The organism is Klebsiella pneumoniae subsp. pneumoniae HS11286, assembly GCF_000240185.1.
In the GTDB taxonomy this organism is placed as follows: Bacteria; Pseudomonadota; Gammaproteobacteria; order Enterobacterales; family Enterobacteriaceae; genus Klebsiella; species Klebsiella pneumoniae.
Window position 1 is genome coordinate 4,671,286 of record NC_016845.1, and the last position, 12,144, is coordinate 4,683,429.

The 12,144-nt window shown below is 57.3% G+C and carries 11 protein-coding genes; 7 read left to right on the forward strand and 4 right to left on the reverse strand.

The genetic code is table 11. From position 1 onward, the window contains the following. Window positions 1-47: 47 nt before the first annotated feature. The gene (locus KPHS_46450; protein ID YP_005228945.1) at window positions 48-755 is read right to left on the reverse strand and encodes a B3/4 domain-containing protein; all 708 of its coding nucleotides are present in this window, start codon (window positions 753-755) and stop codon (window positions 48-50) included. A gap of 43 nt (window positions 756-798) precedes the next feature. Between KPHS_46450 and KPHS_46460 the strand changes: the two genes are divergently transcribed. From KPHS_46460 to KPHS_46500, 5 genes are all read left to right on the forward strand, one after another. After that, window positions 799-1,401, forward strand: coding sequence for a helix-turn-helix motif-containing protein (locus KPHS_46460; RefSeq protein ID YP_005228946.1), 603 nt, complete (start codon window positions 799-801; stop codon window positions 1,399-1,401). Between the two features lie 19 nt (window positions 1,402-1,420). Next, complete coding sequence (locus KPHS_46470; RefSeq protein ID YP_005228947.1) at window positions 1,421-1,921, forward strand: M48 family metallopeptidase; 501 nt, start codon at window positions 1,421-1,423, stop codon at window positions 1,919-1,921. Between the two features lie 73 nt (window positions 1,922-1,994). Continuing rightward, window positions 1,995-2,984 carry a putative NAD(P)-binding dehydrogenase gene (locus KPHS_46480; protein ID YP_005228948.1) on the forward strand — a complete coding sequence of 330 codons (990 nt, stop codon included), beginning with the start codon at window positions 1,995-1,997 and terminating at the stop codon, window positions 2,982-2,984. Between the two features lie 271 nt (window positions 2,985-3,255). Then, window positions 3,256-4,227: a putative transmembrane protein gene (locus tag KPHS_46490; RefSeq protein YP_005228949.1), complete on the forward strand. Its 972-nt coding sequence runs from the start codon at window positions 3,256-3,258 to the stop codon at window positions 4,225-4,227. A gap of 266 nt (window positions 4,228-4,493) precedes the next feature. Further along, window positions 4,494-5,741, forward strand: a complete 1,248-nt coding sequence (locus KPHS_46500) for a serine/threonine transporter SstT (protein YP_005228950.1) — start codon at window positions 4,494-4,496, stop codon at window positions 5,739-5,741. 15 nt (window positions 5,742-5,756) lie between these two features. Here the strand turns inward: KPHS_46500 and KPHS_46510 are convergent, their stop codons facing one another. From KPHS_46510 to KPHS_46530, 3 genes are all read right to left on the reverse strand, one after another. Continuing rightward, entirely contained in the window at window positions 5,757-6,311 is a 555-nt protein-coding gene (locus KPHS_46510) for a YgjV family protein (RefSeq protein ID YP_005228951.1), read from the reverse strand. 129 nt (window positions 6,312-6,440) lie between these two features. Further along, window positions 6,441-7,928 carry an altronate hydrolase gene (locus KPHS_46520; protein ID YP_005228952.1) on the reverse strand — a complete coding sequence of 496 codons (1,488 nt, stop codon included), beginning with the start codon at window positions 7,926-7,928 and terminating at the stop codon, window positions 6,441-6,443. An 18-nt stretch (window positions 7,929-7,946) separates the two neighbouring features. After that, window positions 7,947-9,359, reverse strand: coding sequence for a uronate isomerase (locus tag KPHS_46530; protein YP_005228953.1), 1,413 nt, complete (start codon window positions 9,357-9,359; stop codon window positions 7,947-7,949). A 480-nt stretch (window positions 9,360-9,839) separates the two neighbouring features. Here KPHS_46530 and KPHS_46540 point away from each other — a divergent pair, with 480 nt between their 5' ends. Beyond that, a complete protein-coding gene (locus tag KPHS_46540) occupies window positions 9,840-11,141 on the forward strand; it encodes a major facilitator superfamily hexuronate transport protein (protein ID YP_005228954.1) in 1,302 nt (433 codons plus the stop codon). Window positions 11,142-11,268: 127 nt separating this feature from the next. Continuing rightward, entirely contained in the window at window positions 11,269-12,045 is a 777-nt protein-coding gene (locus tag KPHS_46550) for a DNA-binding transcriptional repressor ExuR (protein YP_005228955.1), read from the forward strand. Window positions 12,046-12,144: the final 99 nt, after the last annotated feature.

Sequence of the window (12,144 nt, forward strand, 5' to 3'; positions counted from 1 at the left end):
ATACGCAAATCCTGTCCAGTTGAAGAGAGATCGCTGATCATCGCCGCTCAGCGTAGATCGCCCTCGTCATCGGCTCGCAGCAGCGTTATCGACGCGCGAGCGCCGGGCATCAGCTGCTGCAGATAACCTACCAGCCGCTCTCCCGCCTCATGCAGGGCCGACAACGGCATCGCCGGCAGGCTTTCGAGAATAAACCACATCGTCTGCGCGCCGCTGTCCAGCCGGGTGCGCACGCCCTGTCGCCAGTTCCAGCGTCGGCAGGTTACGCCTATATCATCCCGCCAGATGACTTCGCCCGGCTCCGGATATTCCACTACCGGCTCTGCCGATTTTAGCGTATCGAATGGCTCATCGCCGCGGGCAATGGCCAGCCGCGGTTCGCCACGGTAGGCGGCCAGATTTTCCCCACCGACCGGGACGGCATAGCGAATGCTGATCGCGTTGTAGATATCCACCACCGGATCGATGGCCGGCAGGCTCCCCTCTTTCAGCACCCGCTTGCGCAGCGCCTGCGCCGAACAGGGGGTACGTTTCGCCTTCGCGCCGAAGGCGCTGAACGCTTCATCCCATGCCGCCAGGTGCGCTTGCGCCCAGGGCACATCATCCTGCTGCACCGCCAGGCAGGCCTCGGCCAGCGCCTGCTCCGCGACGGCGGGATCGGCCACCGGCGCGCTCTCCACCACAATACTTAATGCCCGAAAGCCCGGCGCCAGGCGGCTGACCGCAGATTCGATTGACGGCGTTACGCTACGCATTCGATAATCCTGTAATGACCAATTTGTTTCATCATAGTGACCAATGAACGTAAAAGTCAATATAACGACCGATTCAGGATCTGATGTCGACCAGGTAAGTCGCGCCGTCGCCACGCGGCTGAAGGCCTACCGTAAAGCGAAAAAAATGTCGCTGGACGAGCTGTCGCGCCGGGCCAGCATCAGCAAAGGTATGCTGGTCGAGATGGAAAAAGAGGCCGCCAATCCCAGCATTGCGATCCTCTGCAAACTCGCCGCCGCGCTGGGCGTCTCGGTGGCGGATATTGTCAATGTGTCAAGCGAACCCGCGTTGCATATTATTCCCGCCGAGCAGATCCCCACCCTCTGGCAAGGCCCGCTGGGGGGCAGCGCCAGGCTCCTCGCCGGCACCGCCGGGCCGAATATGATTGAGCTGTGGCGCTGGGAGATGCAGCCCGGCGAAGCCTTTGCCTCGCCTGGCCACCCGGCAACAACCTTCGAGCTGCTGCACGTGGAAGCCGGCGCGCTGACGCTGACGCTTGGCGAGACCTGCCGCACGGTGGCGGCCGGGGAATCGGCGGTGGCCCGCACCGAAATAGAGCACGGTTACCGCAATGAGGGTACCGCGCCGCTGGTCTTTACCATGACCGTGGCTGAACTGCCCTCCTGACAGACATAATGATAAGACGATGACAAAACTCATTTATTTACAGGGCTATCCTGAATCGCTGCTGGCGCAGGTGACCACGTTAATCGAGCAAGACCGCCTCGGCGAGGTGCTGCAAAAGCGCTATCCGCAAGGGCACGACGTTAACAGCGATAAAGCGCTGTATCAGTACACCCAGGACTTGAAAAACCGCTTTCTGCGCGGCGCGGCGCCGATCAACAAAGTGATGTATGACAGTAAGATCCACGTGCTGAACAATGCGCTCGGCCTGCATACCGCCATTTCCCGCGTGCAGGGCGGTAAGCTGAAAGCTAAAGCGGAAATTCGCGTGGCGACGGTATTTCGCGACGCGCCGGAAGCCTTTCTGCGGATGATCGTGGTTCATGAACTGGCGCATCTGAAAGAGAAGGATCACAACAAGGCTTTTTATCAGCTGTGCTGCCATATGGAGCCGCAGTACCACCAGCTGGAGTTCGACACCCGCCTGTGGCTGACGCACCTTTCGTTAAATCGTTCTGCGTAGTGACGCACTGGTTTTGTCATGACGGCATGATAGAGTGGCGGCAGGTTCCCTTTAACGGAGTTCGTCAACGTTTATGATACGTTTCGCAGTTGTTGGCACAAACTGGATCACCAAGCAGTTTGTCGATGCCGCCCATGAAACCGGCAAATATAAACTTACCGCCATCTACTCCCGCAGCCTCGAACAGGCGCAAGCCTTCGCCAAAGACTATCCGGTCGAGCATCTGTTTACCTCGCTCGATGAACTGGCACAGAGCCCTGACGTTGACGCGGTCTATATTGCCAGCCCGAACTCGCTGCACTTTCCGCAGACCCGGCTGTTCCTGAGCCATAAGAAGCACGTCATTTGCGAAAAGCCGCTGGCGTCGAACCTGCAGGAAGTCGAGGCGGCGATAGCGCTGGCGAAAGAAAATAACGTGGTGCTGTTTGAAGCCTTTAAAACCGCCAGTCTGCCTAACTTTCTCCTACTGAAAGAAACGCTCGCTAAAGTGGGCAAACTACGCAAAGCCTTCATCAACTACTGTCAGTACTCCTCACGCTATCAGCGCTACCTTGACGGCGAAAACCCCAACACCTTTAACCCGGCGTTCTCTAACGGTTCGATTATGGATATCGGCTTCTATTGCCTGGCGTCCGCTGTGGCGCTGTGGGGCGAGCCGCGGGCCGTTCTTGCCACCGCCAGCCTGCTGGACAGCGGCGTAGACGCCCAGGGCACCGTGGTGCTGAGCTATGGCGACTTCGACGTGACGCTGCATCACTCCAAAGTTAGCGATTCCGCGATCCCCAGTGAAATTCAGGGCGAAGACGGCGCGTTAGTGATCGAAAAAATCTCCGAATGTCAGAAGCTGGCGTTTGTGCCGCGCGGCGGTAAAGCCCAGGACCTGACGCAGCCCCAGCACATTAATACCATGCTGTATGAAGCGGAGACCTTTGCGCGCCTGGTGGAGACACAGGATGTGGATCACCCGGGCCTGGCGGTGAGCCGGATCACCGCCAAACTGTCCAGCGAAATTCGTCGCCAGACCGGGGTGATCTTCCCGGCCGATACGCAGCCGCTGGCGTAAAAGAGTGTAAAGGCCTGACCGGCCGCCATTGACGAAAACCGCCCTGTGACATATTTTGTTACGTGCAAAGGGGAGTAACTTCCTTGCCGGTTGATCGTCATTACGATGCGTGCAATACCGCATCCGGTCGCCGGGCAATAACCAAAGCCCATCGCGATGTACTTTGGTTGTTGTAAGTGAGACCTTGCCGGAAGGCGAGGTCTATGCATAAAAGCGCAGCGGCTGCCGTCTTCCGACGTCAGCCGTTTTGTTTTTATGTAAGGAATATCAAATGAATACTGTCGGCACGCCGTTGCTATGGGGTGGATTCGCTGTCGTTGTCGCGATCATGTTGGCAATCGACCTGCTGCTTCAGGGACGACGCGGTTCGCATAGCATGACCATGAAGCAGGCCGCTGGCTGGTCAATCCTCTGGGTCACGCTTTCTCTGCTGTTCAACGCCGCCTTCTGGTGGTATCTGGTGCAAACCCAGGGCCGGGCCGTCGCCGATCCGCAGGCCTTAGCCTTCCTCACCGGTTATCTGATTGAAAAAGCGCTGGCGGTCGATAACGTCTTCGTCTGGTTGATGCTGTTCAGCTATTTCGCCGTACCGCCTGCTCTGCAGCGCCGGGTGTTGGTGTATGGCGTACTGGGCGCGATCGTTCTGCGTACCATTATGATCTTCGCCGGCAGCTGGCTGATTTCGCAGTTCGACTGGCTGCTGTACGTCTTTGGCGCCTTCCTGCTGTTTACCGGCGTGAAGATGGCGCTGGCGAAAGAGGACGACTCCGGCATCGGCGATAAACCGCTGGTGCGCTGGATCCGCAGCCATCTGCGGATGACCGATAAAATCGAGAGCGAGCGCTTCTTCACCCGTAAAAACGGGGTGCTGTTCGCCACCCCGCTGCTGCTGGTGCTGATTCTGGTGGAACTGAGCGACGTGATTTTCGCCGTCGACAGTATCCCGGCAATCTTCGCGGTCACCACCGATCCGTTTATCGTGCTGACCTCGAACCTGTTCGCCATCCTCGGCCTGCGCGCCATGTACTTCCTGCTGGCGGGGGTCGCTGAGCGCTTCTCGATGCTCAAATACGGTCTGTCGGTGATTCTGGTGTTTATTGGCGTGAAGATGCTGATCGTCGACTTCTACCATATCCCGGTTGCCATCTCGCTGGGCGTGGTGGGCGGCATCCTGGCCGCCACGCTGCTGATTAACGCCTGGGTCAACAGGCAGCACGACAAGCAGCGCAAACTGCCAGAGTAATCTGCTACCGCGCCGTCGGCCCTCGCTGGCGGCGCGGTAATCAGCTATAGCAGACGTTCTCGTAACGAGAATACCTGCTCATGTCACAATTATGTTACTACGCAGTTAAAAAATAAGATCCATATTAAAATCACAGTATTTTACGCTTCCCGCCAGTCTTTCTTTCCGTATACTCGACTATGCAAACATCTACTTACATCCTGACATAAACGTAAAAAATAATACGTGGCTGGGATGGCTTGCTACATCACTGGAAGGAATGAATTATGACAACACGCACTCCCTCATCAGGGTGGCTCTCCCGCCTGGCGCAAGGCAGCCTGGTGAAACAAATTTTAATCGGCCTGGTGCTTGGCGTACTGTTGGCGCTGGTCTCTAAGCCTGCGGCTATCGCCGTCGGTCTGCTGGGGACCCTGTTCGTCGGCGCGTTAAAAGCGGTAGCGCCGGTGCTGGTATTGATGCTTGTCATGGCCTCGATCGCCAACCATCAGCACGGACAAAAAACCAGTATACGCCCCATTCTGTTTCTCTATCTGCTGGGCACCTTTAGCGCGGCGCTGACCGCGGTGTTGTTCAGCTTTCTCTTTCCCTCGACCCTGCACTTAACCACCGCCGCCGACAGCATCACGCCGCCGTCGGGGATTGTTGAGGTGCTGCGCGGCCTGCTGATGAGCATGGTGTCCAACCCGATCGACGCTCTGCTGAACGCCAACTATATCGGCATTCTGGTGTGGGCGGTGGGGCTTGGCTTCGCCCTGCGTCATGGTAACGACACCACCAAAAACCTGATCAACGACGTCTCCCACGCGGTGACCTTTATCGTTAAAGTGGTGATCCGCTTTGCGCCGCTGGGGATCTTCGGCCTGGTATCTTCCACCCTGGCGACCACCGGTTTCGAGACCCTGTGGGGCTATGCCCAGCTGCTGCTGGTGCTGGTGGGCTGTATGCTGCTGGTAGCGCTGGTGATTAACCCGCTGCTGGTGTTCTGGAAGATCCGCCGCAACCCCTATCCGCTGGTGCTCACCTGCCTGCGCGAAAGCGGCGTTTACGCGTTCTTCACCCGCAGTTCCGCCGCCAACATTCCAGTGAATATGGCGCTGTGCGAGAAGCTGAATCTGGATCGCGACACCTATTCGGTCTCTATTCCACTGGGGGCGACCATCAATATGGCAGGCGCGGCAATCACCATCACCGTGCTGACGCTGGCGGCGGTGCATACGCTGAATATTCCGGTGGATCTGCCGACGGCGCTGCTGCTGAGCGTGGTCGCTTCGCTGTGCGCCTGCGGCGCCTCCGGCGTGGCGGGCGGCTCGCTGCTGCTGATCCCGCTGGCCTGTAATATGTTTGGGATCCCGAACGATGTGGCGATGCAAGTGGTTGCCGTTGGCTTTATTATCGGCGTGCTGCAGGACTCCTGCGAAACCGCGCTGAACTCCTCCACCGACGCCCTGTTTACCGCCGCGGCCTGCATGGCGGAAGACGACCAGCTGGCGAAAAACGCCCTGCGCGGATAACGCCTTTCCCCTCCGCTATCGGGCGGAGGGGCTCTCTTCCTGTACTGCGTTTTCAACCTTAAACGGATCGATACCGCGCTTTTGCATCCGGCGGAAGCGAATGATGTTCAGCCCGTTGACGATCAGGAAACTGCCTTCTATCAGCGTCCCGCCAATGGAACCCAACCACAGATTATGCGTGACCCAGCAGGCGGTGGAGCACCACATCACGCAGCGGACGGTTAGCCCTTTGCAGCGAAACAGCGCCCAGGTGCTGGCGACGGTGCCAATGATCGGCAGCAGCTCCATGGCATGCTGCAGTTTACCCAGGCCGAGAATCAACGTCAGGAGGATAAAGACTGTCATCACCCACAGGCTACGGGTGCGTAAGGAAATGACCGTGCGAAGCGCATTGAGCCCGGCGCTCATTCCAGCCGGCCCGGCGCCCATCAGGAAAAAATGAACGCCGATAATAGCGCTATAGACCGCCAGCTGTAGCCTGAAACGGCGTTCATCGCGGTTGATAAAGGTGGTAATGCCGATAAGAAAGGCGATGACGCCGACCCCCTGGGCCAGCCAATACGCGGTCATGTAAGCTCCCTGACTGAAAAAAACAAACGGCGCTTCACTGGCTGAAACGCCGCTGTTACGAGCCCGATGGCGCTACGCTATCAGGCCGATACACAAACCAAGCCTCTGGGCGCCAACGCAAATACGCCTTTACAGGGTAACACCGCTTTTAAAGATGGCCAGCTCGCGGAAGTCATTCTGCTCATTACAGGTCGGTTTACCGTTGGCGAAGGCTACAATGGCATCCACAAACTCTTCCAGCAGCTGCGGCATCGTTTTGCCGTGGAGCAGCTGCCCGGCATCAAAGTCGATCCAGTGCTTTTTCTTCGCCGCCAGCTCGCTGTTGGTGGCGATCTTCACCGTTGGCACAAAGCCGCCGTACGGCGTGCCGCGACCGGTGCTGAACAGCACCATATGGCAGCCGGCGCCGGCCAGCGCGCTGGTGGCGACCGCGTCGTTGCCCGGCGCGCTCAGTAAATTCAGACCATGAACCTTCAGGCGCTCGCCGTAGCGCAGAACATCCACCACCTGGCTGGAGCCCGCTTTCTGAGTACAGCCCAGCGACTTATCTTCGAGGGTAGTGATCCCTCCGGCCTTATTACCCGGCGAGGGGTTTTCGTAAATAGGCTGGTCGTGAGCAATAAAGTACTGCTTAAAGTCATTGACCATGGTCACCAGCTTGTCGAAGGTCGCTTCGTCGCGGCAGTGGCTCATCAACAACTGTTCAGCGCCGAACATCTCCGGCACTTCGGTCAGCACGGTAGTGCCGCCGTTGGCGATCACATAGTCTGAGAAGCGGCCCAGCATCGGATTAGCGGTAATGCCCGACAGGCCGTCCGATCCCCCGCACTCGAGGCCAAACTTCAGCTCGCTGAGCTTGCCCGGCTGGCGTTTATCCTGACGCATCACTTCATACAGCTGATGCAGATGCTCAACCCCCGCCTCCACTTCATCGTCCTGATGCTGGCAAACCATAAAGTGCACGCGCTGCGGGTCAAACTCGCCCAGCGTCTCGCGAAAGGCCTCCACCTGGTTGTTTTCACAGCCAAGGCCAACCACCAGCACCGCCCCGGCGTTCGGGTGACGAACCATATTTTGCAGCATGGTGCGAGTGTTGATGTGATCGTCCCCAAGCTGCGAGCAGCCATAGGTGTGGCTGAAGAGATGTACCCCATCGATATCCTCAGCGCCATACGTCTCTTTCAGGAAACGGTTCTGCATTTGTCTGGCCATCGCGTTGACGCAGCCGACGGTCGGCAGGATCCACAGCTCATTGCGCACGCCGACGTCACCGTTGGCGCGACGATAAATCTGTACTTCGCGATCCGCAGGCTGTGGCGGTTGGGCAACCAGGTCCGGTTGATAGCGATACGCGTCAAGGTCGCTGAGATTGGTGCGCGTATTGTGCGCATGAACATGCTCGCCCGGCGCGATATCCGCCAGCGCATGGCCAATCGGCAACCCGTACTTAACGACGTTTTCCCCTTTCGCGATAGCGCGCAGTGCAAACTTGTGGCCGCGAACGATATCCTGGCCGAGGGTGACCGAGTCATTATCAATCGTCACCACGCTACCGGCAGCGATATCCGTCAGCGCGACCGCGACGTTATCCTGCGAATGGATTTTGATGTATTGCATATCAACCGACCTCTGGCCTTAGTTCAGTTCAATGGCGAAATAGTCACGCGCATTGTTAAAGCAAATGTTTTTCACCATCTCGCCCAGCAGCGCGATATCCGCAGGCGCTTCGCCGGCAGCCACCCAACGGCCGATCATCTGGCACAGAATGCGGCGGAAGTATTCGTGGCGCGTGTAGGAGAGGAAGCTGCGACTGTCGGTCAACATCCCGACGAAGCGGCTCAGCAGCCCGAGCTGCGCCAGCTGGGTCATCTGCCGCTCCATACCGTCTTTCTGATCGTTGAACCACCAGCCGGAGCCGAACTGCATCTTGCCTGGCATGCCTTCACCCTGGAAGTTACCGATCATGGTGCCCAGCACTTCGTTATCACGCGGGTTCAGGCAGTAGAGAATCGTTTTCGGCAGCAGGTTTTCTTCGTTCTGCTTGCTCAGCAGCTTAGACAGCTCTTCCGCCATCGGACGATCGTTGATCGAGTCGAAGCCGACGTCTGGCCCTAACAGTTTGAACTGACGGAGGTTGTTGTTACGCAGCGCGCCAATGTGGTACTGCTGGACCCAGCCGCGACGGGCATACTCTGCGCCGAGGAACACCAGCACCGCGGTTTTGAACTGCGCCACTTCGTGTTCGCTAAGGGTCTCGCCAGCCAGGCGGCGCGCCAGAATGTCATCCAGCTCGGCGTCGGTCGCTTCGGCAAACAGCACCACGTCCAGCGCATGATCGGAGACTTTGCAGCCGTGTGCGGCAAAATGATCCAGACGTTTGGTCAGGGCGCTTTGCAGGTCAGCGAAGCGGCGAATATCGGTATCGGATACCTCGCCCAGCTTAGCCATATAATCATTGAAGGTCGCCAACTCGATGTTGAAGGCTTTATCCGGGCGCCAGCTCGGCAGCACTTTGATGTCAAAGGAGTTGTCTTTGGCGACAGCCGCGTGGTGCTCAAGAGAATCAATCGGATCGTCGGTGGTACCGACCATCTTCACATTCATCTGCTTCATGATTCCGCGGGCGGAGAAGGCATCCTGAGCCAGCAAATCATTACACTGGTCCCAGATCTCATCGGCGGTGGATGGCGACAACAGCTTACCTGTAATACCAAAAGGTCGACGCAGCTCTAAATGGGTCCAGTGGTATAACGGGTTGCCAATAGTGTGTGGAACCGTGGCCGCCCAGGCGTCAAATTTCTCGCGATCGGACGCATCACCGGTACACAGACGCTCCGGCACGCCGTTAGTGCGCATTGCGCGCCATTTATAGTGATCGCCTTTCAGCCAGATGTCATACAGGTTTTTAAAGCGATAGTTTTCGGCAACCTGCTGCGGCGGAAGGTGGCAGTGGTAGTCGAAAATCGGCTGATCTTTGGCGTAATCATGGTACAGACGGCGGGCAAACTCGGTATCAAGTAGAAAATCTTCAGTCATAAACGATGTCATTCGCGTGTCCTCTTCGCTCCAGTGCGGGAGCCTTTCAGATGATTGACTACAATGCTGACAAAGTTATCACACCAATTTCTACAGACCGAACTGTTTTTCGTGAGTTAGATCAATAAACGTCGATAAAAAAATGACCGCCCTGGAGCAAAACACCTCGCCAGAGCGCGCCATCTCTGGCTTTCCAGGCAAGGGATAAAGACCACACTAACTTTCCCACTTTTGTGACAGCTCTCAACTTTTAAAGTTGTATGACAAGTTATCTTTCTGCCGTCGCAACATATAAACCGACGGAATGCATTACCGGTGCTTATGGCATCGGCTTATACGGAATGGATACCGACTTTCAACATAACAACTGATGGTAAGGTTCAGGCCAGAGGGGACTACCCTCCTGAATCCTCCGTTTCGCTTTCCCGGCCGCTTATTGCGCTCGGTAAAGGCCGCACCTGATGCGGAAAGATAACAGACGATGAGGTTTACATGCGTAAAATTAAAGGGTTACGTTGGTACATGATCGCGCTGGTGACGCTGGGCACCGTGCTGGGCTACCTGACCCGTAACACCGTAGCGGCGGCCGCGCCGACGCTGATGGAAGAGTTACACATTTCGACCCAACAGTACTCCTATATCATTGCAGCCTATTCCGCTGCCTATACCGTTATGCAGCCCGTCGCGGGGTATGTCCTTGATATTCTGGGGACCAAAATTGGCTATGCCTTCTTCGCCATCGCCTGGGCGGTATTCTGCGGCTCAACGGCGCTGGCCGGCAGCTGGGGTGGACTGGCGCTGGCCCGTGGCGCAGTCGGCGCAGCGGAGGCCGCAATGATCCCCGCCGGCCTGAAGGCCAGCTCAGAGTGGTTCCCGGCAAAAGAGCGCTCTATCGCAGTGGGCTACTTCAACGTGGGTTCCTCTATTGGCGCCATGATCGCGCCGCCGTTGGTGGTGTGGGCGATTGTCATGCACAGCTGGCAGATGGCGTTCATCATCTCCGGGGTATTGAGCTTCGCCTGGGCCATCGCCTGGCTTATCTTCTACAAACACCCGCGCGACCAGAAAAAATTATCTGACGAAGAACGTGACTACATCATTGGCGGTCAGGAGTCTCAGCATCAGACCAATAACGCGAAGAAAATGTCGCCGTGGCAAATCCTGCGCAACCGTCAGTTCTGGGGTATCGCCCTGCCGCGCTTCCTCGCCGAGCCGGCCTGGGGGACCTTTAACGCCTGGATCCCGCTGTTCATGTTCAAAGTTTACGGTTTTAACCTGAAAGAGATCGCCATGTTCGCCTGGATGCCGATGCTGTTCGCCGACCTCGGCTGTATCGTCGGCGGATATCTGCCGCCGCTGTTCCAGCGCTGGTTTGGCGTCAACCTGATCGTGTCGCGTAAAATGGTGGTCACCATGGGCGCCCTGCTGATGATTGGCCCGGGGATGATCGGCCTGTTCACCAGCCCGTACGTGGCGATTGCCCTGCTGTGCATCGGCGGGTTCGCTCACCAGGCGCTGTCCGGGGCGCTGATTACCCTCTCTTCCGATGTCTTTGGCCGTAACGAAGTCGCTACCGCCAACGGTCTGACCGGGATGGCCGCCTGGCTGGCGAGCACCATGTTCGCCCTGGTCGTCGGCGCGCTGGCTGACACCATCGGCTTTAGCCCGCTGTTTGCGGTACTGGCCGTCTTTGACCTGCTGGGCGCGCTGGTTATCTGGACGGTGCTGAAAAACAAACCGGCTGACGATGACTCGACGCCGCTTAGCAGCCGCAAACCGGTCACGCAGAGTTAGATCGAATGGCAAGGTAATCGCCGATCAAGCCGCCTTCTCAGGCGGCTTTTTCATGCCTGCCAGTGGTGGAAAGCGCGTAAAAGTGGTATAACAAATCGAATATTGTCGCCATCTTCCGGGAGCGAATATGGAAATCATTGAACCACGCCGTCTATATCAGCAGCTTGCCGCTGAGCTGAAGACGCGCATCGAACAAGGTGTCTACCTTGTAGGGGATAAGCTGCCCGCCGAGCGCTTCATCGCCGATGAAAAAAACGTCAGCCGCACCGTGGTTCGTGAAGCCATTATCATGCTGGAAGTGGAAGGGTATGTCGAAGTCCGCAAAGGGTCGGGTATCCACGTTATCTCCAACCATCCGAAATACCAGCAGGTGGCCGATGAAAGCCTTGAGTTCGCCAACTATGGCCCCTTTGAACTGCTGCAGGCGCGGCAGCTAATTGAAAGCAATATTGCCGAATTCGCGGCGACTCAGGTGACCAAACAGGACATCATGAAGCTGATGGAGATTCAGGAGAAAGCGCGTAACGAGAAATGTTTCCGCGACTCCGAGTGGGACCTGCAGTTTCACGTCCAGGTGGCGCTGGCGACGCAGAACAGCGCGCTGGCGGCGATCGTGGAAAAGATGTGGACCCAGCGCGTGCATAACCCCTACTGGAAAAAGCTGCATGAGCATATCGACCTGCGTACGGTCGATAACTGGTGCGACGACCACGATCAAATCCTGAAAGCTCTGCTGCGAAAAGATCCCAACGCCGCCAAGCTGGCGATGTGGCAGCATCTGGAAAATACCAAGCAAATGTTGTTCAACGAAACCAGCGATGACTTTGAATTTAATGCCGATCGCTACTTATTTGCCGAAAACCCAGTCGTTCATCTCGATACCGCAGTCAACGGCGCGAAATAAGGCCTTATCCCTCCGGCGCGCCCCCCTGCGCGCCTGTCTGACAGTGAGGCTGGAGTAAGCAAGTCATATATAGTGTCAGCCTGTGTAAATCCTCTCGCC